Source organism: Chitinophaga sp. Ak27, assembly GCF_012726295.1.
Lineage (GTDB): Bacteria > Bacteroidota > Bacteroidia > Chitinophagales > Chitinophagaceae > Chitinophaga.
On the sequence record NZ_JABAOB010000006.1, the window covers coordinates 439902 to 462781 of the forward strand.

General features: G+C 44.7%; 22 protein-coding genes. 17 read left to right on the top strand and 5 right to left on the bottom strand.

Going from position 1 to position 22880, the window contains the following annotated elements; translation table 11 throughout:
* Positions 1-175 precede the first annotated feature (175 nt).
* The gene (locus tag HGH90_RS21525; protein ID WP_079471020.1) at positions 176-859 is read right to left on the bottom strand and encodes a response regulator transcription factor; all 684 of its coding nucleotides are present in this window, start codon (positions 857-859) and stop codon (positions 176-178) included.
* A 379-nt stretch (positions 860-1238) separates the two neighbouring features.
* On the opposite strand from HGH90_RS21525, the gene HGH90_RS21530 reads away from it, so the two are divergent.
* From HGH90_RS21530 to HGH90_RS21575, 10 genes are all read left to right on the top strand, one after another.
* Entirely contained in the window at positions 1239-3437 is a 2199-nt protein-coding gene (locus HGH90_RS21530; protein WP_168767016.1) for a hypothetical protein, read from the top strand.
* 158 nt (positions 3438-3595) lie between these two features.
* Positions 3596-5356 (top strand): ABC transporter ATP-binding protein, encoded by a 1761-nt coding sequence (locus tag HGH90_RS21535; RefSeq protein WP_168767017.1) that lies wholly within the window; start codon positions 3596-3598, stop codon positions 5354-5356.
* A gap of 403 nt (positions 5357-5759) precedes the next feature.
* Positions 5760-6908, top strand: a complete 1149-nt coding sequence (atpB, locus tag HGH90_RS21540; protein WP_168767018.1) for a F0F1 ATP synthase subunit A — start codon at positions 5760-5762, stop codon at positions 6906-6908.
* A gap of 93 nt (positions 6909-7001) precedes the next feature.
* Entirely contained in the window at positions 7002-7259 is a 258-nt protein-coding gene (gene atpE, locus HGH90_RS21545; protein WP_089758700.1) for an ATP synthase F0 subunit C, read from the top strand.
* Positions 7260-7378: 119 nt separating this feature from the next.
* Complete coding sequence (gene atpF, locus HGH90_RS21550; RefSeq protein WP_168767019.1) at positions 7379-7873, top strand: F0F1 ATP synthase subunit B; 495 nt, start codon at positions 7379-7381, stop codon at positions 7871-7873.
* Positions 7874-7930: 57 nt separating this feature from the next.
* Entirely contained in the window at positions 7931-8491 is a 561-nt protein-coding gene (gene atpH / locus HGH90_RS21555) for an ATP synthase F1 subunit delta (protein ID WP_168767020.1), read from the top strand.
* A gap of 81 nt (positions 8492-8572) precedes the next feature.
* Complete coding sequence (gene atpA / locus HGH90_RS21560) at positions 8573-10150, top strand: F0F1 ATP synthase subunit alpha (protein ID WP_145660611.1); 1578 nt, start codon at positions 8573-8575, stop codon at positions 10148-10150.
* A gap of 137 nt (positions 10151-10287) precedes the next feature.
* Complete coding sequence (locus HGH90_RS21565; protein ID WP_168767021.1) at positions 10288-12444, top strand: TonB-dependent receptor; 2157 nt, start codon at positions 10288-10290, stop codon at positions 12442-12444.
* A 10-nt stretch (positions 12445-12454) separates the two neighbouring features.
* Positions 12455-13105 (top strand): hypothetical protein, encoded by a 651-nt coding sequence (locus tag HGH90_RS21570; RefSeq protein ID WP_168767022.1) that lies wholly within the window; start codon positions 12455-12457, stop codon positions 13103-13105.
* 84 nt (positions 13106-13189) lie between these two features.
* Positions 13190-13492, top strand: coding sequence for a winged helix-turn-helix domain-containing protein (locus HGH90_RS21575; protein WP_168767023.1), 303 nt, complete (start codon positions 13190-13192; stop codon positions 13490-13492).
* Between the two features lie 96 nt (positions 13493-13588).
* On the opposite strand, the gene pdxA is transcribed toward HGH90_RS21575, so the two are convergent.
* Positions 13589-14650 carry a 4-hydroxythreonine-4-phosphate dehydrogenase PdxA gene (gene pdxA / locus HGH90_RS21580; protein ID WP_168767024.1) on the bottom strand — a complete coding sequence of 354 codons (1062 nt, stop codon included), beginning with the start codon at positions 14648-14650 and terminating at the stop codon, positions 13589-13591.
* A 129-nt stretch (positions 14651-14779) separates the two neighbouring features.
* On the opposite strand from pdxA, the gene rsmA reads away from it, so the two are divergent.
* From rsmA to HGH90_RS21600, 4 genes are all read left to right on the top strand, one after another.
* On the top strand, positions 14780-15535 hold the full coding sequence (gene rsmA, locus HGH90_RS21585) for a 16S rRNA (adenine(1518)-N(6)/adenine(1519)-N(6))-dimethyltransferase RsmA (protein WP_168767025.1): 756 nt from the start codon (positions 14780-14782) through the stop codon (positions 15533-15535).
* Positions 15532-16461 carry an NAD(P)-dependent oxidoreductase gene (locus HGH90_RS21590; protein ID WP_168767026.1) on the top strand — a complete coding sequence of 310 codons (930 nt, stop codon included), beginning with the start codon at positions 15532-15534 and terminating at the stop codon, positions 16459-16461. The genes rsmA and HGH90_RS21590 overlap by 4 nt, the downstream gene beginning before the upstream one ends.
* Before the next feature lie 182 nt (positions 16462-16643).
* Positions 16644-17117 (top strand): transcription elongation factor GreA, encoded by a 474-nt coding sequence (gene greA, locus HGH90_RS21595; RefSeq protein WP_168767027.1) that lies wholly within the window; start codon positions 16644-16646, stop codon positions 17115-17117.
* 87 nt (positions 17118-17204) lie between these two features.
* Complete coding sequence (locus HGH90_RS21600; RefSeq protein ID WP_168767028.1) at positions 17205-17594, top strand: HIT family protein; 390 nt, start codon at positions 17205-17207, stop codon at positions 17592-17594.
* A gap of 6 nt (positions 17595-17600) precedes the next feature.
* On the opposite strand, the gene HGH90_RS21605 is transcribed toward HGH90_RS21600, so the two are convergent.
* Together HGH90_RS21605 and ruvC are read right to left on the bottom strand one after the other, a co-directional pair.
* Entirely contained in the window at positions 17601-18296 is a 696-nt protein-coding gene (locus tag HGH90_RS21605) for a response regulator transcription factor (protein WP_168767029.1), read from the bottom strand.
* Between the two features lie 190 nt (positions 18297-18486).
* A complete protein-coding gene (ruvC, locus tag HGH90_RS21610; protein WP_168767030.1) occupies positions 18487-19047 on the bottom strand; it encodes a crossover junction endodeoxyribonuclease RuvC in 561 nt (186 codons plus the stop codon).
* Between ruvC and HGH90_RS21615 the strand changes: the two genes are divergently transcribed.
* The 3 genes from HGH90_RS21615 (at position 19016) to HGH90_RS21625 (ending at position 21677) form a co-directional block, all read left to right on the top strand.
* Positions 19016-20068, top strand: coding sequence for a lysylphosphatidylglycerol synthase domain-containing protein (locus HGH90_RS21615; protein ID WP_247680029.1), 1053 nt, complete (start codon positions 19016-19018; stop codon positions 20066-20068). The genes ruvC and HGH90_RS21615 overlap by 32 nt on opposite strands.
* Before the next feature lie 9 nt (positions 20069-20077).
* Entirely contained in the window at positions 20078-20869 is a 792-nt protein-coding gene (locus HGH90_RS21620) for a DUF3108 domain-containing protein (protein ID WP_169191870.1), read from the top strand.
* Between the two features lie 103 nt (positions 20870-20972).
* The gene (locus tag HGH90_RS21625) at positions 20973-21677 is read left to right on the top strand and encodes a response regulator transcription factor (protein WP_145660561.1); all 705 of its coding nucleotides are present in this window, start codon (positions 20973-20975) and stop codon (positions 21675-21677) included.
* Positions 21678-21796: 119 nt separating this feature from the next.
* Here the strand turns inward: HGH90_RS21625 and ruvB are convergent, their stop codons facing one another.
* On the bottom strand, positions 21797-22825 hold the full coding sequence (gene ruvB / locus HGH90_RS21630) for a Holliday junction branch migration DNA helicase RuvB (protein WP_168767033.1): 1029 nt from the start codon (positions 22823-22825) through the stop codon (positions 21797-21799).
* Positions 22826-22880: the final 55 nt, after the last annotated feature.

Here is a 22880-nt window from a genome sequence, read left to right on the forward strand (position 1 = left end):
ATAATGGGAAATTACTTTAAATTTTTTACTTGCCAACGGAAATCAGTTTAGCCCAGTAGCTTTTCAGCTTTCAGGAAGATGATGTTTTGGTGGGATGGAGGGCCAATAAAAACCAATAGCTGATAGTGATACTAACAGCTAACAGTAAAGGCCAACAGCTAATGATAACATCAGCTTACATTTCGAACTTGTATCCTACTCCTTTAACGGTAGTGATTAAGTCGATACCAATTTTCTGGCGGATTTTGCGGATGTGCACATCAATGGTGCGGTCGCCTACAATTACTTCGGTTCCCCATACCTGGTTGAGAATTTCATTGCGCAGAAATACACGACCGGGTTTGGATGCCAGCAGTTGCAATAACTCAAATTCTTTTTTCGCCAGAATGATTTCCTGTCCTTTGTAGGTAACCGTAAATTTCTCACGGTCAATGATCAGGTCTCCGAGGGTTACACGGGTTTCTTCCGGTTTGTGCAAACGGCGAAACAGTGCGTTGATCCTGCTCACCAGCAGTTTGGGCTTAATGGGTTTAGCAATGTAATCATCAGCCCCCATGTTCAAACCATCTACTTCCGATTTTTCATCATTCAGCGCGGTCAAGAACAGTACCATGGTGTCTTTGAATTCCGGGATCTTCCTGATTTCGCGACAGGTATCAATCCCGTTTTTGTTGGGCATCATGATATCCAGCATAATCAGATCCGGTCTGAATATTTTAGCCTTCTGGATAGCCTCGCTGCCGTCTTTGGCGGTTACGGTATCATAACCCGCTGTTTTGAGATTGTAGCTGATAATTTCCAGAATGTCCAATTCGTCATCTACTACCAGTATTTTTCCTGCTACCGCTTGGTCTATCATAAATTTTGCTTTTAAAAAGACGGGACAAAATTATAAAGCCATCCCCGTGATTAATGGAAAATTAACATTATGAAATTGTTAATTCAGTATCAGCCTGGTTTTCCGCGATCATCCGCAAGGTACAGGAATTTATAATCTCCCTTCAATATGAAAATTATCTTTCATTTATATGGATGTGATTGTTATTGAAATGGAGTATTTTTATTTTTGAAGCTACCGGAATACCTAAATATGCCCCGTTAGATAATTATGTTAGTTATAGATAGAATATTAATATATATTTCTCCTTAAAAACAAAAGATAAACGACCACTACTGGCAAACTCTGTATTTTGGTTGTAAATTTGCTATCTGGTCCCACGGGAAAAGATCACTTTAGTATGAGACGATTTTTATTATTTTTTGCACTGGCAGTATTCACAGTCAGTTCCTTAATGGCTCAGAGTAGTCATCATTCGATTCCAATCAGCAGACAGGGGTTTCATGATAACATCGACAAAGAACAGGCCGCCGCAGCCAAATTTGATGGTAAAGCCGATGATTTTGTTAAAGTATCAGACGATCAGACAACCAACCTGCAGGTAACCAACGCGCTCCTGAAAGAAGTAGACAACATGCAGCAGGAGATTGAAGATAATGATGCACTGGATCACCGTCTGAAAGTAAAATACCTTTCCGGCATCTATGTAATGCTGAAAGACTATAATACAAAACGCGCCCGTCACAAAATTGATCCGGAAGAAGCACCTGCCATTGTAACCGCCTTCCGCGATATGATGCACGCCGATATCAAAGGACAGAGCATCGCGCCTTACGTAAGGAACCTTTCCTTCGACGGGGCTGAACGAATGATTGAATCATTTCAGGATAATGCTGGTTACAAAGACGCAAAAGGGGAAGTGTTTGCCAAATACGCTTACGGTAACCTGGAAACCATTATGCCCAAACTATCGGAATACCTGGACTTCCCTGGCACCGATTCCATTGTGGCTGCTGTAGCCCGGAAGTATCCCAACCAGGTGCTTACCTACGCTACTTCCTATACGCCTATGGCCAACGCCATTAAACGTAACCAGGATCCTATCGTACAGCAGATTGTGCGCATTGGTCAATCTCCCCAAAGCACCAAAATATTGCCTTTCCTGGACGAACTGCTGGCCGGCACTACTACAGTAGAAAAGCTGGAACCCATTGTCAGCAATGACTACCAGTACTACAAGCAAATGGTAAAATCTACCATCGCCCTGCAGAAATTGAAAAGCGAAGGAAAAACTCCCTACGGGCTGAAAGCAATGATGGAAAATATGCAGGCTAAATCACTGCTGTATATCCGCGAGGTAAACGATTTGCACGAAGAATCTGCCCCGGTGCGTTTTGCGATCGTTAAAAACTTTACCCCCGAAGAGCTGTATTATCTCATCATCAATGGCCAGGAAGAATTGTATACTTCCAGCTACACCAATCATAACAACGCCGGCTTATACGACCAGATGATGCTGCGTATGAAACCGCCGCGTGGAGATAGCCTGCTGGTAATGGTGAATTTCGACCGGTTTAAGAAATTCATCGCTATGGCAGCGGGATTCAACACCCTCGATAATTTCCTGAAATCAATGGCGCCGGAAAACTCCAATTACCTGATGCAGAAATATGTGCAGAACCTGGAGAAAACTGAGGACCTGGAAGATGCAGTGGATGTAGCCAATTCCTTTGGAAGTATCCGTGATGAGAAACTGCTCGACTTCCTGCGGGCCGAAGTAAAAAAGAACCTGGCGTATGTAAGTCGCCATAAAGATAAGCGAGGTACCGTTATCTACCAGTTGCTCAGCAGTCTCTTTGAAACAGAATCCAAAACAGAAAACGACTCGTCCAAAGCCACTGATATGGCCAGCAAATTCCAGCTGCCGCCGATCAACTTCGTGTCCTTTAACGGCCTGGAAAGTGATAGCGGAAAGGTATTCCAGCAGGTGTTTTTCTATGGAGATAAAGATGGGCAGGAATCGTTTTCCAGCTTCATGACTAATTTCCCGTCTTCTGAATGGAGAGTAACCAAGAATAAATACTGGGCTACTATTTCTTCTCTTAAAGGCAAGCCTACGGTGATCTATGCGAATTTGCCAATAGATGAACCGGGCGATAAAGAAGCGATTGCCAAGCTATCGGACTACCTGGATGAAAATGATATTCACCCGAGCATCTTTATTCACCGGGGCCATAGCTATCATATCAATACCACGCTGGATAATCTGCAAAGCTCCGCCAAGATTGTGATGCTGGGCTCCTGCGGAGGTTACCATAACCTGGCTACCGTATTGGAAAAGTCACCCGAAGCGCATATTATTTCTTCCAAACAGGTAGGTACCCGTTTTGTGAACGAACCGATTATCCACACCCTGGAAGACCAGGTACGTGCAGGTAGAAATGTTGACTGGGTGCAGATGTGGGCAGCCCTCACCAAGAGATTTGCAGGAGATGCGCGGAATAAAGAGCTTTTCAGCGATTATGTGCCGCCGCATAAAAACCTGGGCGCCATTTTCATTAAGGCCTACAAACAGGTGATGAAGGACGAGAAAAAGTAAGCAGAAAGCATAAGGCTTAAAGCAAAAAGCTATTGTGGAGAATGATTAAAGCGAATTTTAGATATTTGCTAAGTTCTTCTCCACAATAGCTTTTTGCTTTAAGCCTTATGCTTTCTGCTTTTTGTTGTACGTTTGTAGTGTAGTTCAAACCCGGCACATTGGAAAATCTTGCGGTAAAGAAAGTATTTGATTTTAGTTTATTACGGCGCATCTTCTCGTTCGCGGCTCCTTATAAGCGGTCCTTCTACATATCCATGATATTAACGGTTGTATTGGCTGCTATATCTCCATTACGGCCCTACCTGATCCAGGTAACGGTAGATAAATACATTGCGGGCCAGCTGATGAGGATGCTGATCCTGGTCACCGTTGTACAAATAGGATTGCTGTTGCTGGAAACGGTGGTGCGTTTCTTTTTCTCCTACCTGACCAACTGGCTGGGGCAGTCGGTGGTAAAGGACTTGCGGGTAACGGTATATAAGAAGATTGTGCACCTGAACCTGGCATTTTTTGATAAAACACCTATCGGCACCCTTACTACCCGGACCATCAACGATATTGAAGCCATTAACGATGTTTTCTCGGAAGGGATTATTTCTATTGTAGCTGACCTGTTGATGATCATTGCCATCCTGGTGGTGATGTTTATGGAAGACTGGCGCCTGACGCTGATTAGCTTGTCGCCCTTTCCTATACTGATTTTTGCTACCTACATTTTTAAGGAAAGTGTGAATAAATCCTTTTACAAGGTGCGCAACGCTGTATCAGCGCTGAATGCCTTTGTACAGGAGCACCTTACCGGTATGGTAGTGGTGCAGGCGTTTACTTCAGAAAAAAGGGAGTTTGCCCGCTTTAAGCATATCAACAAAGATCACCGCAACGCCAATATCGACGCTATTTTTGCCTACTCCGTGTTTTTTCCGGTAGTGGAAATTATCCTGGCTATTTCATTGGGGCTGATGGTATGGTGGGGCGCCAATAAGGTATTGAACTATGAAGTGACCCAGGGCGTAATGATCGCGTTTATTATGTATCTGAACATGCTGTTTCGCCCGCTGCGTATGCTGGCGGATAAGTTCAATACCCTGCAAATGGGGATGGTAGCCAGTGAGCGGGTATTCAAAGTGTTGGATAATCAGGATTACATAGCGGATAAGGGGCATCACAAGGCCGATCAGATGAAGGGCGACATCAGCTTTGAGCATGTGTCGTTTGCCTATGTAGAGGACCGTTATGTACTGAAAGACATCAATTTCCACGCTAATCCGGGCGATACGGTAGCGATAGTAGGGCATACCGGTTCGGGTAAAACCACTATTATCAGCATTCTTAACCGCCTCTATGAAATCCAGAAAGGAAGTATCAAGATAGACGGAATTCCGTTGCCGGCTTACTCGCTGGAATCGTTGCGGAGTAAGATAGGTGTGGTATTACAGGATGTATTCCTGTTTGCGGGTTCTATTTACGATAACATTACCCTGCACGACAGCAGTATCAGCCGGGGAAAAGTGGAAGAAGCAGCCCGGTTGATCGGTATCCACGACTTTATTATGCAGTTGCCGGGAGGATATGACTACCAGGTCATGGAGAGGGGCAGTACTTTATCGCTCGGACAGCGGCAGCTGATCTCTTTTGTGCGGGCTCTACTGTATGATCCGGCCATCCTGGTGCTCGATGAGGCCACTTCTTCTATCGATACAGAATCTGAAATGATGATACAACAGGCCATCGATAAGCTGATTGCCGACCGGACTGCTATCATTATTGCGCATCGTTTGTCAACCATCAGTAAGGCCGACAAGATTATTGTACTAGATAAGGGAGAAGTGAAGGAAATGGGTACACATGATGAGTTGCTGAAGCTGGAAGGGTTCTATTACAAGCTGCATAGCATGCAGTTTAATACTGCGAAAGTATAGCGCCGTGCCGGCATGTACCGGTCCGTCTTTCGGAAGAAAAGCATTCTTATCTTGTTTCGTCGTAATATTTCTTAAAAAATGATTAGTCATTTATCATAAAGACAGCCAATGGCTGTCTTTTTTGTTTAATATATGCAGGGAAAGATCGATTCTAAACCGAATGTTATGGCAAATATTTAAATTATAATTTTTAAAATATGAATGACCGTTAACAATAGTCGCTTTTCGGGGGAATTTTTTATAGAAAAAGGGTGAAATATGCGGTTACAAGGGCTTGGCTATCAATATAATTACAATATATCGTTCTTTTTTTTCGTAGTCGCTTAATTTTAAAAATAAAAACGGTTATCTTTGCGCAAAATTTCAGAAAACGGTGATTTCTTTCAATTGGTTCAAACATAGAATGGTAGCACTTGTGATGGTTTTAGGCCTTCACAGTTTTAGTAATTTTTCCTACGCTGAGGAGGCGCACCCTGAACATGCAGCAGCTGCTGTATCAGGTGAAGAAAAGCACGCTGAAGCAGGTGAGTCCAAGAAGATTGATATTAAGGAGGTGCTCTTCGGACACATTTCCGATGCACATGACTGGCATCTGTTTGATCTGGGTGAACATACCCCGGTGGTTATTCCTTTACCGGTAATTATGTATTCTCCGGCGCATGGTGTTACAGCGTTCATGTCGTCCCGTTTTGAGCACGGCCATCAGCCATATGCGGGTTACCAGCTGGTAAATGCGCATTATCGTGCGGAGAAGGGGCTGGATGAAGCCGCCTATCCTAACAATAAAGTAATTGCGGTAGATGATAATGGTATGCCGACCAATGAGAAGGTATACGATTTGTCTATGACCAAGAATATCACCTCTATGCTGATTGCTGCCATCCTGCTGACCTGGATCATGCTCACGGTAGCAGCGGCTTACAAAACCCGTGGCGCCAAGAAAGCGCCTAAAGGTTTACAGAGCCTCATAGAGCCGGTTATCATCTTTATGCGTGATGAGGTGGTAAAACCAAATATTCCTGGTCACCGGAGCGCTAAATACACTCCTTTTATTCTCACTGTATTCTTTTTCATTCTGATCAACAACCTGTTGGGACTGTTGCCTGGTTCTGCCAACGTAACCGGTAACATTGCGGTAACTGCGGCACTGGCGCTTATCAGCTTTATTGCTACTATGTTCAGCACCAACAAGCATTTTTGGGGTCATATCTTCAATCCTCCGGCACCATTTGGCGTAAAGCTGATCCTGGCTCCGGTGGAGTTGATTGGGGTATTTACTAAACCTATCTCCCTGATGATCAGGTTGTTTGCCAACATCCTGGCAGGTCACATTATCATCCTGAGTATTATCAGCCTGGTATTCATTTTTGGTTCTATGAACCGTGGAATTGGTTATGGCTTTATGCCGGTATCTATTGCCTTCAACCTGGTAATGATGATGCTGGAATTGCTGGTAGCCTTTATCCAGGCATTTATCTTTGCCAACCTGACTGCGGTGTTTATTGGCCAGGCGATGGAAGGTGCGCATCATGAAGATGGACATCACCACTAGTCTCTTTTAATCAGGAATGATTGAAAGTGAAGAGTAGCTTACTGCAGTTTTTACGAACAAACGAAATTTTTTAAATTCAAATACATATTCATTATGGCACTTTTGTCTATTTTATTGCAGGCTGCTGCTGCATCTGGTCTGGCTAAAGCTGGTGGTGCTGTTGGTGCTGGTATCGCTGCTATCGCTGCTGGTATCGGTGTTGGTAACATCGGTAAGAGCGCTCTGGAGTCTATCGCTCGTCAACCAGAAGCTGCTAACGACATCCGTGCAAACATGATCCTGGCTGCTGCGCTGGTTGAGGGTGTTGCCCTCTTCGGCGTTATCGCTGGTCTGTTGGCGGTAGTTATGTAAGCAAAACTTCTTACTGCATCCGGCGCACAGGGCAATGGATGCAGTAAATTTTTATGCTGAACACAGCTCATTCAACATCTGTAAATATCAACATAACAATATCATAAAATCCTAATTATATGGATCTGTTGCAACCCGCGTTAGGCCTGTTTGCTTTTTCGTTTATCGTTTTCGTTATCGTTTTCCTGATACTGAAGAAATTTGCCTGGAAACCGATCCTTGCTACTCTGAAAGAAAGGGAAGATTCAATCACTGATTCCATTACTACCGCTGAAAGAGTGAAAGAAGAAATGGCACAGATGAAAGCTGAGCACGAACATGTGCTGGCGGAAGCTAAAGCTGAAAGAAGTAAGATCCTGAAGGAAGCAAAAGACGCGAAGGACATGATTATCAGCGAAGCAAAAACTCAGGCACAAGCTGAAGCTAAGAAAATCATCAGTGAGGCTTACACCGCTATCGAAAACCAGAAAATGGCTGCGTTAACGGATGTAAAGAACCAGGTAGGTACCCTCGTAATCGAAGTAGCTGAAAAAGTACTGAGAAGAGAACTGGCTGATAAAACAGCACAGGAAGGTTACGTGAAACAACTGGCAGAAGAAATCAAATTGAACTAAGAGATTAACTGAATGCTGGTAACAGCAAAGAGTTAACGGCTAAAAGCTTTTTTAAATATGCAGAATCCCCGTTTAGCATCCCGGTATGCAAAATCATTGATAGACCTGGTACAGGAACTGAACCAGGTGGAAGCTGTACATACCGACATGCAGTACTTACAACAGGTGATGAAAAGCAACCCGGATGTGGTGAGTTTGCTGAAGAGCCCCATCATTAAGGCTGATAAAAAGCAGAAGATCCTGGCAGCAGTGCTGGAAGGACGGGTAAGTGCAACTACACTGAGTTTCCTGAACCTCCTGGTAAACAAAGGCCGCGAAAGCGCATTGCCTGAAATCGTTACCGAGTTTCAGCGCCAGTACAACGCACTGAAAAACATCAGTGCTGTAAAAATCACTACTGCCGTGGCACTGGACAATGCTACACTGGATGTAATCAAATCCAGGATAGCCAGTGAAGTTCCTCAGCAGGTAGCGCTGGAAACAGCTGTAAACGCCGATCTGATTGGTGGCTTCGTGCTGGAAACCAATGATAAATTGTTTGATGCTTCTATCCTGCGCGATCTGAAGGATATCAAACAACAATTTACCAAGAACATTTACGTATCTGAGATACGTTAATTATACAGCAGCCGCTGCGTACACGCAAAGCTGTTGTCGTTATACTAAATTTATCTAACGACTTTTTTTAAAATCATAATTATGGTTGATATTAAACCTGATGAAATTTCGGCGATATTACGCCAGCAGTTAAGCAACTTCAATGCTTCTGCCGACCTGGAAGAGGTAGGTACTGTATTGTCAGTGGGTGATGGTATTGCCCGCATTTACGGTTTGGGTAACGTTGGTTACGGTGAACTCGTTGAATTCAGCAATGGTGTAAAAGCAATTGCGCTGAACCTGGAAGAAGATAACGTGGGTGTGGTATTGATGGGTGCTTCATCAGGGATTAAAGAAGGTGATAAAGTACGTCGTACCAAACAAATCGCATCCATTAACGTGGGTGAAGGTGTGATTGGTCGCGTTATCAATACACTGGGTGAACCAGTTGATGGTAAAGGCCCAATCAAAGGTGAATTGTACGAAATGCCACTGGAGCGTAAAGCACCAGGAGTATTGTTCCGTGAGCCGGTAAAAGAACCGCTGCAAACAGGTGTGAAAGCGATCGATGCGATGATCCCCGTAGGCCGTGGTCAACGTGAGCTGGTAATCGGTGACCGTCAAACAGGTAAAACAGCTATCTGTATCGACACCATCATCAACCAGAAAGAATTTTTTGACGCAGGTAAACCTGTGTATTGTATATATGTAGCGATTGGTCAGAAAGCATCTACTGTTGCCGGAGTAATGAAAACATTACAGGAAGCAGGCGCTATGGCTTATACTACCATCGTAGCTGCAAATGCCGCTGATCCTGCTCCACTGCAGTTCTACGCTCCATTTGCCGGTGCCGCTATCGGTGAGTTCTTCCGTGACTCAGGCCGTCCTGCACTGATCGTATATGATGATCTGTCTAAACAAGCGGTTGCTTACCGTGAGGTATCTCTGCTGCTGAAACGTCCTCCTGGCCGTGAAGCTTACCCTGGTGACGTATTCTACCTGCATAGCCGTTTGCTCGAGCGTGCTGCGAAAATTATCAACAATGACGCAATCGCCCAGCAAATGAATGACCTGCCAGAGTCTATTAGACACCTGGTAAAAGGTGGCGGTTCCCTGACAGCATTGCCTATCATTGAAACACAAGCAAGTGATGTATCCGCTTACATCCCTACCAACGTAATCTCCATCACGGATGGTCAGATCTTCCTGGAAGGTAACCTGTTCAACGCAGGTATCCGTCCGGCGATCAACGTAGGTATCTCTGTAAGCCGTGTGGGTGGTAACGCGCAGATCAAATCCATGAAGAAAGTATCTGGTACCCTGAAACTCGACCAGGCACAATACCGCGAAATGGAGGCCTTCTCCAAATTTGGTGGTGACCTGGATGCTGCTACCAAAGCAGTTATCGATAAAGGTGCCCGTAACGTGGAAATCCTGAAGCAACCACAGTTCAGCCCATTCCCGGTTGAAAAACAAGTGGCTATCATCTACCTCGGTACTAATGGCCTGCTGCGTGATGTTCCTGTTAAACAGGTACGCGCTTTCGAAGAAGCCTTCCTAAACGAAATGGATGTTCGTCTGCCTGATGTACTGGCTGAATTCAAGAAAGGAAATCTGCCGGAAGATGGTCTGAAGAAAATGGTAACACTCGCTAATGAGCTGAAACACAGATTCGCATAAGCAAAGCATTTGCTGAAAATATAAAAGGGCTTTACCATTATCGGTAAAGCCCTTTTTAATTTCGGTGAATCTTCTTTTGAAATTTTGGTTTATAATATAAACTGGTTTAGTTTTGTTTCATCAAATTAATCCCTGGTATGTCGAAATTCAACCTCTATCTATATCTGCTAATTTGCTTTCCGCTGGTATCATTGGCACAAAATAAAGTGACGGGTAAGGTAACTGATAGCAAAAAACACCCACTGGCAGGTGTAAACATCGCCATCAGAGGTACTTATGATGGCGCTACCACCGCAGCAGACGGCACCTTTTCCTTTACCACCACCGCCTCCGGCGACCAAATTATATCTGCCTCCTTTACCGGTTACCAGCCTATGGACTTAAAGGCAAACGTAAGTGCGTTTGAACCGATAAATATTATATTGAAGAATAATGTCAATGCCTTGCGGGTAGTTACTATCTCCGCCGGTAGCTTTGAAGCCAGCGATGATAAAAAAGGAACCGTGCTAAAACCCCTGGACATCGTTACTACGGCAGGGGCAGGCGCTGATATTGTAAACGCTATCAAAACATTACCGGGCGCCCAGCAAACAAACGACCGGGAGGGGCTGTTTGTACGCGGCGGTACCGGCTATGAAACCCAAACACTGATAGATGGTATGCTGGTAAGAAATCCTTTCTCAACCAGCCTGCCAGACATTCCGGGCCGTGGCCGTTTTTCCCCTTTTCTGTTTAAAGGTACTACCTTCAGCAGCGGTGGTTATTCGGCACAATATGGCCAGGCCCTGTCATCTGCGCTGATACTGGAATCTACCGACCTGCCCACCCGCTCTTCTTCCTCGCTGGGATTGTCCGTGATCGGAATAAACGGCGGCGTAGATAAACTAACGCAAGATAAAAAGACCTCTTACGGCGTGGAAGCGGACTATACCAACCTGGCGCCATACTTTAATGTGGTAAAGCCTAAACAAACACCCAACCTGGGACCCGAAATTATTGGCACATCTGCCAACTTCCGCAGGAAGACTTCTTCCACCGGGATGCTTAAATTCTATGGATATGGCAACTGGACCAAAATGGGCTTCAATACTAACAGCCTGGAATATCCCGGTTATATGGAGTCTTTTAAGGTATATAACAACAACGTATATACGAATCTGACCTACCGTGAAAACATAGGGCATGATTGGCATGTATATGCCGGGGCCTCCTTCAGCATCAATACGGATAATATTCATACAGATACGCTGTTGAAGAACCCTGCGCCTACCCTGATCAAAGTACGATCTACCCTGAGCCAGTCGAAGCTGATGCTGTACAAAAACCTGGGCAGCTTTTCTGTGATCCGGTTTGGCGGAGAATACCAGTATGCTATTGAAAACTCATCCTTCAACGACAGGACGGCCAACTACGTGGATAACTACACCGCTGCTTTTGCGGAGGGCGATATCTACATTACGCCCAGCCTCGTAGGCCGCCTGGGTGGACGTGCAGAATATTCTTCTATACTGGCAAAAATGAACCTGGCGCCCCGCGTATCACTCGCTTATAAATTCGATAACTATAGCCAGTTTTCATTGGCCTATGGCGACTATTACCAGAAGCCAGAACCACAGTATCTCCGTTTCAATAACTACCTGGGTTATATGAAAGCTACCCACTATATTGCCAGCTTCCAGCGGATATCCAATAGTTACACTTTCCGTACGGAAGTGTTTTATAAGAAGTATAAAGACCTTGTTAAAACCGTGCCTTCCTATAACAACAGCGGGGATGGCTATGCCAAGGGCGTCGAAGTGTTTTGGCGCGACCGCAAAACCTTTAAGAACGTGGATTACTGGATTTCATATTCTTACCTGGATACTAAAAGGGATTACCTGAATTATCCATTCCGGGTACAACCCGATTTTGCAGCCAATCATACCGCCAGCTTAGTATACAAACACTATTTATCTAAAATCAGTACTAACCTGGGTTTAACATACACCTTTGCTACAGGTCGTCCGTATTACGATCCTAATTTACCTGCGGAGAAATTTATGTCAGAAAAAACGATGACCTATAATGCCGTGGGCGTGAGTGCCAGTTATCTCACCAATATCCGCAAAGCCTTTACCATATTTGTGTTGTCGGTGAGCAATGCACTTGGCAACAAGCAGGTATTTGGTTATCACTATTCCTCTGATGGATTACGCCGGAATGAGATTACACCCAATGTACCAAGATTTGTTTATCTGGGTATGTTTATGAATTTTGGTATCGACAGAAGACAGGATGTTCTTAATAACCTCTAATAACACACATATGAAACGTCTCTTTTTAGCATTTTTATTTACTGGTAGCATGGCTACCGCTGCCATGGCCCAAAGTGCGCAATACATGGATGCGATGACAAAACAAACTGCTGACCTGGATAGCAGCAGCACTTTTACCCCTGATCATCTGCTGGAAAAAGGCAACACCTTTGAGCGTATTGCCAATGCAGAGCAAAGCCAATGGCTGCCCTATTATTATGCTGCCTATATGCAGGTAATGCAGGGATTTATGCTGAAGGATAAAAGTCAGCTGGATCCACTGATCGATAGAGCAGAGGTGAATCTTGACAAGGCGGAGTCGTTGAGCCCAAAGAACTCTGAAATTGCCTGTATCCGTTCCCTGGTGGCTACTGCAAGATTAACGGTAGATCCTATGACCCGTGGTCAGATGTATGGCGCAGAAGCGGCCAAGCAATTGCAACAAGCGAAGGAGTACAACCCGGAAAACCCGCGTATTTACATGCTGCAGGGACAATCATTATTGTTCACACCGGAACAATGGGGTGGCAGTAAGTCGGGTGCAAAGACAGCCCTGGAACTGGCGTTGACAAAGTTTGCGGCCTTTAAGCCAGAAAGCAATATTGCGCCACATTGGGGCGAACCATATACTCGCACGCTGTTGACTAAAGCCAGCAATTAATCTAAGGTTTTAATTCTTTGGATATTTAGTTATTTTGTTCCCGTTGCAGGTATATCTAAGTAGCTATATAAGAAAATTATGCACATGGACTTCAAAGATCTGGACCCGGTACTACATTCACAATTGCGGCTAGCTATTATGTCGATATTGGTCAGTGAGGAAGAAGCAGAATTTATGCTGTTGAAAGAGAAGACGAATGCTACGGCAGGTAACCTGAGCGTACAGATTAATAAATTACGTGATGCAGCTTATATTACTGTGCTAAAGCAGTTTAAAGAGAATTATCCGCAAACGATCTGTAAGATTACCGCTACGGGGAAAAAGGCCTTTAGTGACTATGTTGCCTCTATACAGTCTTACCTGAACGCAGGAAAGCGGAAATCATAAGGCATAAAGCATAAAGCAAAAAGCTATTATAGCGAATGACCAATGCAATTTTAATATTCGCGACGTTAATCCGCTATAATAGCTTTTTGCTTTCCGCTATTCAGATGCCAGTTCTGTTTTCTTCAGTGGGTTACGGGTATTTTCCGCATAAGTTTCGCGTTGCTCCAGGATGTCGAGGCAGGTAAAGATAGCTTGTCTGAAAGACTCAGGATCTGCAACATTTTTACCGGCTATATCGAAGGCGGTGCCATGATCGGGAGAGGTGCGTACAATGCCTAATCCGGCAGTATAGTTGATACCGTTGCCGCTGGCCAGCGATTTGAAGGGAATTAAACCCTGATCGTGGTACATAGCCAGCACGCCATCAAATTGTTTAAACATTTCGCGAGCAAAGAAGGCATCGGCGCTATAAGGCCCGAAGCACAGGATGCCATTACCTTTTGCATGCTTAATAGCTGGGGTGATTTGTTCTATTTCTTCCCGGCCTATCAAACCTTCATCACCGGCATGCGGATTGAGGCCCAGCACGGCGATACGAGGTTTGTCTATACCGAAATCCTTTACCAGGCTATCTCTCATCAGCGCTAATTTGCCGAGAATATTTTCTTTGGTAACATATTTACTTACATCCGCCAGGGGCACATGTTCTGTGAGGAGTCCCACGCGCATGTTGTCGGCGGTCATAAACATTAAAACGTCTTTGGCGTTGAAGGCATCGCGCAGGTAGGGGGTATGGCCGGTATAGTTGAAGTTGGCGCTCTGGATATTGTTTTTGTGGATAGGCGCAGTAACCAACCCACTGATGAAGCCATCCTTCATAGCTTTAATAGCCACTTCCAGTGCCCGGGCGGCATATTTTCCACCGGTTTCGTTCAACACTCCGGGGGTAATCTGCACTTCTTCCTCCCAGCAGTTGTATACATTCACCTGCTTGTGGTTCAGGCGGGTGAAGTCTTTGATGCTCTGGTAGTTGAAATTATTTTCATTCATCAGCTTCCGGTAGAAGTTGATGGTTTTGTTAGATGCAAAAATTACCGGCGTGCAAAATTCCATCATACGCGTGTCCATAAACGTTTTGATGATAATTTCTGCGCCAATGCTGTTGATATCACCAATGGTGATGCCTATTACCGGTTTGTTGTGCTGGGTGGTACTCATGCTGTATTGCCTCAATGAATGGCAAATATACGCTTTTAGGCTATAGCTTTCCCCCTTTTAGTTGGCAGGAGGACCTGTTAAAAGCAGGGAAAATAAAAGCTAATAAATGCTTTATCTTTGCGCTGCACAATGTATACACTAAAAAAATCACTCGGCCAGCATTTCCTTAAGGATGAAAACATCTCCCGGCAAATAGTGGCGTCGTTACCTGTAACAGAAGGCCAGCAAGTGCTGGAAGTGGGCCCCGGAGGGGGAGCCATTACGAAGTACCTGTTGCAACTGCCAGGTATTCACTTTAAAGCGATAGAGCTGGATACCGAAAAGGTACAATACCTCGAAAAAACCTACCCCGATATCCGGGGGAAGTTGATCAACGTAAGCATACTGGATGCTGAACTGCCTTTTGAAGGGCCGTTCCGGATGATCGGCAATTTTCCTTACAATATTTCCACCCAGATTATGTTTAAGGTGCTGGATTGGCGCCAGCAGGTAGATGTAGTGGTGGGTATGTTCCAGAAGGAAGTAGCCCAGCGTATTGCCGCTCCGCATGGCAACAAGGAGTATGGTATCCTGAGTGTGTTGTTACAGGCCTTTTATAAGATAGAATATTTGTTTGAAGTACATGAAAACTGCTTCAATCCGCCGCCTAAAGTAAAATCTGCCGTTATTCGCCTTACCCGGCTGGAGCAGCCGGCAGATATTGCCTCTGAACGTAAATTTTTTGTGCTGGTAAAAACAGCCTTTGGCCAGCGCCGTAAGCAGCTGCGCAATCCGCTGAAAACCATGTTCAATAAGGAACTGTTAGCACAGGATCCTATTTTTTCAAAAAGAGCAGAAGAACTGAGTGTGGCTGATTTTGCAGCATTATCCCATAAGATGATATGAGCAGGAAAGTATTAATTACCGCGAAAACGCATCCGTATTTGGTTGAACAGCTGGAAGAAAAAGGCTTTGAAGTCATTTATCAACCGGCTATTTCCTATGATGAGGTATATAGCGCCATTGGCGATTGTGTAGGACTGATTGTAACTACCCGTATCCGGGTAGATAAGTATATTATTGACCATGCCCGGGAATTACAGTGGATAGGCCGTCTGGGATCCGGCATGGAACTGATCGACGTTCCATACGCAGAAAGCAAGGGAATTCACTGCGTGAGCAGCCCGGAGGGCAATCGTGATGCGGTAGGAGAGCAGGCAGTAGGTATGTTGCTCTGCCTGTTGAATAATGTACTGAAAAGCAACTTGGAATTGAGAGAAGGGATTTGGGAACGCGATGGTAACCGGGGATACGAGCTGAATGGAAAAACCGTTGGCATCATAGGCTATGGTAATACCGGGAGCACGTTTGCACATAAGCTACAGGGTTTTGATGTAAATATCCTGGCGTATGATAAGTATAAGAAAGGATTTGGTACCAATGAAGTGAAAGAAGCTACGCTGGAGCAAATTTTCCAGGAAGCGGAGGTAGTAAGCCTGCATCTCCCGCTGACGGCGGAAACGAAACATATTGGTAATACTGCTTTTTTTGAATCTTTTGCCCGGCCGGTGTGGTTCATGAATACGGCCAGGGGAAAGCTGGTAAATATCCCGGACCTGATCGGGGCTTTAGAAGGAGGCGTTATTGCCGGTGCCTGCCTGGATGTATTGGAGAATGAAAAATTAAATACTTATAGTGAAGACGAGAAGGCCCAGTTAGCCTGGCTGCTGAAAGCACCTAATGTAGTGATAACACCGCATATAGCTGGCTATTCACACCAGGCGAGCATTAAAATGGCCCGCATTGTATTAGAAAAATTAAACATTTTATAAGCCTGTCAAACAGGTGGTGATTCCGGAATAAATGATTGATTTTCAATTTATTTAATTCCGGGAGAAGGGGTTTTTTCTTTATAATAAATTCATTATATTTGCGATAACACCAGTAAACAACGCTTCTGTGAAAATGGAGGCGTTGATTTTTTTTTCTTATAACCAAAAAAACACAGCAGGTTATGTCTGGCATAAATTACGTTACGAAAGAAACCCTGGACCAAATGATGAGTGAGCTTTCCATACTTAAAACCAAGGGGAGAGCGGAAATTGCGCGTGCAATTGCAGAAGCGAGAGAAAAGGGTGACTTGAAGGAAAATGCCGAATATGATGCCGCCAAAGAAGCGCAGGGCATACATGAAGCTAAAATTGCCACGCTGGAGAACGCTATTGCCACATCCCGTATAGTAAGTGCAGCTGCCATTGATACTTCCAAGGTATCTATCCTTTGTAAAGTCACCATTACTAATATGGCTAATAAGAAAACCGTTACCTACCAGCTGGTTTCGGAAACCGAAGCCGATCTGAAAGCGGGTAAGATATCCATTACTTCTCCTATTGGCAAGGGCTTATTGGGCAAGCATGTAGGTGAAATAGCGGAGGTACAGGCTCCTAACGGACAGATTAAATTTAAGATTGACAGTATTACTGCATAAGCGCTACTGATACTTTTTCATGATATTTGCAGGGTTGCATTCATTTGCAGCCCTTTTTTATTTTTACCTTGGATTAAGCTATCTACTATGACCATCTTCACAAAAATCATTAATGGGGAGATCCCCAGCTATAAAATAGCGGAGAATGAACACTTCTATGCTTTCCTGGATATTTTTCCATTGGTAAAGGGGCATACACTGGTTATCTGCAAAACGGAAACAGATAAGTTTTTTGACGTATCAGATGAGTTGTTGAAAGAGTGGCTGTTATTTTCCAAGCCTATTGCGAAGGCTATTGAACGGGTAGTGCCTTGTAATCGTATAGGCGTTAGTGTAGTTGGCTTGGAGGTCCCGCATGCGCACATGCACCTGATTCCAATTAACTCGGCCGATGATATGAATTTTTCCCGTAGTAAGCTAAAGCTGTCAGTAGAGGAATTTAAGGAGATACAGGCGCAGATTGTTGCCGCCTTATAAATGAGCTTACCTGGGGGGAATATTGAACCGGAATCCCACTCCATGCACAGTTTCCAGCTTTATTTGCGGATCCGATTTGAAATGTTTTCGAAGCTTGGTAATAAAAACATCCATGCTACGGCCCAGGAAGTAGTCATCTTTTCCCCACACATTAGAAAGGATATCTTCTCTTTTGAGTGTTTTATTGGGATTATTACAGAAGTATTTGAGCAGGTCGGCTTCCTTTTGTGTGACAGAAATAGACACTTCCCCATCGGCGGTATAGAGGCGAAGGTCGTCGTAATCAAAGGTAAGCTGACCAATCGTAAACAGGTTTGATTTGTCTTTCCCCCTGCTCATGGTCCGTTTCAGGAACACTTCTATACGCAGGATAAGTTCCTGCATATTGAATGGTTTACTGATATAGTCGTCAGCACCGGTTTGGAGACCGGCTATCCGATCTTCTTTTTCATTTTTAGAAGTGAGGAATAATATGGGGACATGGTCATTCAGCTCGCGGATTTGCTGTGCCAGCTGCAGGCCGTCTTTTTTAGGCATCATCACGTCCAGTAGGCAAATGTCGAATGAGCGTAACTGGAACTGTTCCCATGCGGCCTGGCCATCTATACTATGCACTACATCATAGCCCGCTTCTTCCAGTCGTTTCTTTGTAGCCGCACCAACATTTTGATCATCTTCCACCAATAGGATTCTTGCTTTCATATCTGCCTGATGCTGATTAATATAAAAAAGCTGTTATAAAACTTGTGTATAGCAATTGATGGTCACTTTTCATAGTCAAGCTGTTAAAAACGGTATATGGCCGTGTAGCAGTTGTAATTGGGTTCATGAATTTTAACCAAAGTGACTACAATTTACGGATTTATTGAATAACCTTCTCTCCCGATGTTTTTTATCTGACAATCCTCTCGGGATGCTGTTGCAGGAACTTTTCCCAGCCTTTGGAGCTGGTAATACCAGCTAAGGGGTTACTTTCCTGGTAAAAATGACAAACCGCTACTGCCAGGGCATCCGTAGCATCGAGGTAATCAGGGCGCTCCGGTATATTGAGTGTGCGTTGCAACATTTGCCAGACTTGCTCTTTGTCTGCATTACCATTGCCTGTAACAGATTGCTTTACTTTTTTGGGGGAGTACTCCGTGACAGACAAGCCTTCCTGGATAGCCGCTGCGATGGCTACTCCCTGGGCTCGTCCCAGCTTCAGCATACTTTGTACGTTCTTACCATAAAACGGGGCTTCAATAGCAAAACTGGTGGGTTTATGTTCCCGGATCAGGCTTTGTACCCGGCAGTGAATCTGTTGCAGCCGCTCGTAATGATCTTTGAATTTGGACAGTTTAAGCACATCCATCCCGAGCAGACTGGCTTTTTTTCCTTCAATACGTATAAGCCCATAGCCCATTACGAGGGTACCGGGGTCAATGCCGAGAATTATTTTTGACTTGTTTGCCAACCACAGTTTATTTTTGCCAAAATTTGACTATCTGAACAAAAGTACCAAAATAATTCTCAATTACTTATTAGGGGCAGGGCTTTTTACGTGGCTGGCATACTCTATTTACTCGCAAATCATCCATCGCGATAATTTACAGTTGTCTGTTAAACACATGTGGGAATCCTTACAGGAAAGAGGTTGGGTAGGTATTTTCCTGGTACTGGTATTAATGTTATTCAACTGGGGACTGGAAGCCCGTAAGTGGCAGAAACTGGTAGCCCCGCTGGAAGAAGTCTCTTTTCTCAGGGCTTTTAGCGCCATTATGTCCGGCGTTTCCCTTTCCATCAATACCCCAAATCGTGTAGGCGAATACGGTGGGCGCATCCTTTATCTCAAAAATCATAATAAACTAAAAGCAATAGCAGCAACGATCGTGGGTAGTTTCAGCCAGCTGATCGTCACTATTATCTTTGGGTTAATTGGTTTACTATATTATATCAACAACTATGCGCTGGCAGCGCAAAGCGCATTCCTCAGTGCCGGTATGTGGCAAAAATTAGTGCTGGCAGCCGGTATACTTATTTGCGGCCTGACGATATTGTTATATTTTCGGTTACAAATCATTCTGGCTGTATTTGAAAAGGTGCCTTTTCTTCGTAAAGTGAAGGTTTTCGTGCAGATAATTGTGAAATACTCATCGGGCGATTTACGTTACCTGTTGCTGCTTTCAGCCTTCCGGTACATAGTCTTCTCGGCACAGTATTTGATTTTGTTGGACGCGCTGGGCATGGAGTTTTTGTGGTGGCAGGCTTTCCTCCTTAATAGCGTAATCTACCTCGTTATGGCAGGAGTTCCGACCATTGCTATCGCAGAACTTGGAGTACGCGGAAAAGTAAGTATCTTTTTTCTGGGTTTGCTAAGCTCCAATACCATGGCTATCATTGCCGCCACGGTAGGCATCTGGCTGATCAACCTGGTACTACCAGCCGTTTTGGGAAGTGTGTTATTGTTAGGGGTAAAAATTTTTAAGGAAAAATAGCTTCCATCAATGAAGTATCTTCTACTGATCATCTTATGGCTTTCCTGTTTTCAGCCCGTTGAAGCACAAAACGACTTTTGCTCCATCCGCAACACCAGTTTTAACGCTGGTGAAAGTATCACCCTGAAAGTATTCTATAACCTTGGCAAAATGTATGTAGGGGCTGGTGAAGCTACCTTTAACGTGGTGCTTGAAAACTTCGCCAACCGCGTAGTATACCATGTTATCGGCGATGGGAAAACCTACCGGGCATACGACTGGATCTTTAAAGTACGTGATAAATACGAGAGCTTTATCGACACCGCCACCATGCAACCACTCAAATTTCTCCGTAATGTAAATGAAGGCGGTTATAAGATCTATAACAACGTAGTATTTAACCAGGCCGCTCACCAGGCTATCAGCACCAACGGAACCTTCACGGTGCCGCCCTGTGTACAGGACGTGATCAGCGCCATCTACTACGCCCGCAATATCGACTTCAATAAATACCAGGTAGGTGATAAAATCCCCTTCGCTATGTTCCTCGATGACCAGGTATACAATATCTATATCCGGTACATGGGCAAAGAAGAGGTGAACACCAAATTCGGCAAATTTCGCGCTATCAAGTTCAAGCCCCTGCTGATTAAAGGAACGATCTTTGAAGGTGGGGAAAAAATGACCGTGTGGGTAAGCGATGATGCCAATAAGGTACCCCTGCGCATTGAAAGCCCCATATCCGTAGGTAATATCGTAGTAGATATGGTGAATTACGGCAATCTCCGTTATCCCTTTAGCTCGCTGCTGAACAAGAAGTAATACCCCGGTTTTAACAATTCATTTGAGGGATAACAGTCAAAATTTCACGACCTTTCGTCCCGCAGAAAAACTTTATATTTGTTATAATCAACCCTTTATGATTATGGAAGAACGTAAACCGAAGATATTACTGGCTGAAGATGATACCAATCTGGGTATGGTGTTGAAGAACTACCTGGAACTGAACGATTATGATGTGGAATTATGCCGCGATGGTATCTTGGCCCTGGCAGCCTTCCGCCGCGAAAAATTTGACATCTGTCTGCTGGATATTATGATGCCCAATATGGACGGATTTAAACTGGCAGAAGAAATCAGAGATGTGGACCCTGATATCCCGCTCTTCTTCCTGTCGGCCAAAACCATGAAGGAAGACATTATACAAGGGTATAAACTGGGTGCGGATGACTATATCTCCAAACCATTCGACAGCGAACTGCTGCTACTGAAGATAAAAGCCATCCTGAAACGTAACCAGGAGCTCAACAGCAAAGATGAAGAAGTACATGAGTTTGTGATCGGCTCTTACACCTTCAATTCCCGCCTCCGTACCCTCGGGCATAATAATGAAACACACACGTTGTCGCCCAAAGAGAACGAATTGTTACATATGTTGTGCGAGCACAAAAACGACCTGCTTCCCCGCGAACTGGCCCTGAAGAAAATATGGGGCAGCGATACCTACTTCAACGGCCGTAGTATGGACGTATATATTGCCAAATTACGCAAATACCTCAAAGATGATCCCAATATTGAAATTGTGAATATTCACGGTAATGGGTTCAGACTGGTAGTGAAAGATGCCTGAGAAGGAAGCGAAAAGCTGAAAGCATAAAGCAAAAAGCTATTAAAGCGAATGATTAACGAGATTTGATATCCGCATTGATCATTCGCTTTAATAGCTTTTTGCTTTATGCTTTTCGCTCTTTAAAAAAGAAGGTTCGAACCGCCCCTGAAGGAGGTCTTACCTAGATGGATATATGCTTTTTCTGTAACCTCCCGGCCCCTGGGGGTTCGCTTAATAAAGCCTTCCTGTATCAGGAAAGGCTCATATACTTCTTCCAGGGTGCCTGCTTCTTCTCCTACTGCGGTGGCAATAGTAGTAATGCCCACGGGCCCTCCCTTGAAGTTTTCGATAATCACATTCAGTATCCGGTTATCCATTTCATCCAGCCCGTATTCATCTACGTTCAATGCTTTCAGGCTCAACTGGGCTATTTCCATGTCTATCACGCCGGTACCTATTACCTGGGCAAAGTCGCGCACGCGGCGCAACAACCCATTGGCAATACGGGGGGTACCCCGGGAACGCCTGGCTATTTCATTGGCTGCATCAGAAGTAATTTTCATATTCAACAGAGAGGAAGCGCGCCAGATGATCTTTTGCAATGTGGCAGCACTGTAGTACTCCAGCCTGGATTTAATGCCGAAACGCGATAACAATGGGGCAGTGAGCAGCCCAGAGCGCGTGGTAGCACCGATCAGCGTAAACGGCTGCAGGTTAATTTGTATCGCACGGGCACTGGGACCCGTATCAATCATAATATCGATGCGGTAATCCTCCATGGCGGAATATAGGTATTCCTCCACTACGGTACTCAGGCGGTGTATTTCATCAATAAACAGCACGTCTTTATCCTCCAGGTTGGTGAGCAAACCCGCCAAGTCGCCGGGCTTTTCAATCACCGGCCCGGAAGTTTCCCGGATATTTACCCCCAACTCATTGGCCACAATACGCGACAAAGTGGTTTTCCCCAAACCCGGAGGTCCGTGAAACAGCACATGGTCGAGCGCTTCCCCACGCATTTTGGCCGCTTTAATAAAAATCTTCAGGTTCTCGATAATTTGATCCTGGCCCGAAAAATCCATGATTTCCCGCGGCCGGATGCTGTTCTCGAACTCTTTCTCAGCGGCGCTGAGCCTGTTCTCTTCTGGTCTTAAAGGCTGATTGGACATAATTGTATACCCTCAAAAATACGCAAATATTCAAAGGAAGAGGAACGCTTGCATA

What these genes read in the sequence shown, in the direction of transcription:
- HGH90_RS21565 (WP_168767021.1), top strand. Translation starts at nt 10,288, where the DNA reads ATGTCGAAATTCAACCTCTATCTATATCTGCTAATTTGCTTTCCGCTG.
- HGH90_RS21575 (WP_168767023.1), top strand. Translation starts at nt 13,190, where the DNA reads ATGGACTTCAAAGATCTGGACCCGGTACTACATTCACAATTGCGGCTA.
- HGH90_RS21615 (WP_247680029.1), top strand. Translation starts at nt 19,016, where the DNA reads ATGCCGAGAATTATTTTTGACTTGTTTGCCAACCACAGTTTATTTTTG.
- atpA (WP_145660611.1), top strand. Translation starts at nt 8,573, where the DNA reads ATGGTTGATATTAAACCTGATGAAATTTCGGCGATATTACGCCAGCAG.
- ruvB (WP_168767033.1), bottom strand. Translation starts at nt 22,825, where the DNA reads ATGTCCAATCAGCCTTTAAGACCAGAAGAGAACAGGCTCAGCGCCGCT.
- HGH90_RS21525 (WP_079471020.1), bottom strand. Translation starts at nt 859, where the DNA reads ATGATAGACCAAGCGGTAGCAGGAAAAATACTGGTAGTAGATGACGAA.
- HGH90_RS21590 (WP_168767026.1), top strand. Translation starts at nt 15,532, where the DNA reads ATGAGCAGGAAAGTATTAATTACCGCGAAAACGCATCCGTATTTGGTT.
- atpH (WP_168767020.1), top strand. Translation starts at nt 7,931, where the DNA reads ATGCAGAATCCCCGTTTAGCATCCCGGTATGCAAAATCATTGATAGAC.
- HGH90_RS21620 (WP_169191870.1), top strand. Translation starts at nt 20,078, where the DNA reads ATGAAGTATCTTCTACTGATCATCTTATGGCTTTCCTGTTTTCAGCCC.
- atpB (WP_168767018.1), top strand. Translation starts at nt 5,760, where the DNA reads ATGGTAGCACTTGTGATGGTTTTAGGCCTTCACAGTTTTAGTAATTTT.
- HGH90_RS21600 (WP_168767028.1), top strand. Translation starts at nt 17,205, where the DNA reads ATGACCATCTTCACAAAAATCATTAATGGGGAGATCCCCAGCTATAAA.
- HGH90_RS21530 (WP_168767016.1), top strand. Translation starts at nt 1,239, where the DNA reads ATGAGACGATTTTTATTATTTTTTGCACTGGCAGTATTCACAGTCAGT.
- atpE (WP_089758700.1), top strand. Translation starts at nt 7,002, where the DNA reads ATGGCACTTTTGTCTATTTTATTGCAGGCTGCTGCTGCATCTGGTCTG.
- HGH90_RS21605 (WP_168767029.1), bottom strand. Translation starts at nt 18,296, where the DNA reads ATGAAAGCAAGAATCCTATTGGTGGAAGATGATCAAAATGTTGGTGCG.
- HGH90_RS21625 (WP_145660561.1), top strand. Translation starts at nt 20,973, where the DNA reads ATGGAAGAACGTAAACCGAAGATATTACTGGCTGAAGATGATACCAAT.
- greA (WP_168767027.1), top strand. Translation starts at nt 16,644, where the DNA reads ATGTCTGGCATAAATTACGTTACGAAAGAAACCCTGGACCAAATGATG.
- HGH90_RS21570 (WP_168767022.1), top strand. Translation starts at nt 12,455, where the DNA reads ATGAAACGTCTCTTTTTAGCATTTTTATTTACTGGTAGCATGGCTACC.
- atpF (WP_168767019.1), top strand. Translation starts at nt 7,379, where the DNA reads ATGGATCTGTTGCAACCCGCGTTAGGCCTGTTTGCTTTTTCGTTTATC.
- pdxA (WP_168767024.1), bottom strand. Translation starts at nt 14,650, where the DNA reads ATGAGTACCACCCAGCACAACAAACCGGTAATAGGCATCACCATTGGT.
- rsmA (WP_168767025.1), top strand. Translation starts at nt 14,780, where the DNA reads ATGTATACACTAAAAAAATCACTCGGCCAGCATTTCCTTAAGGATGAA.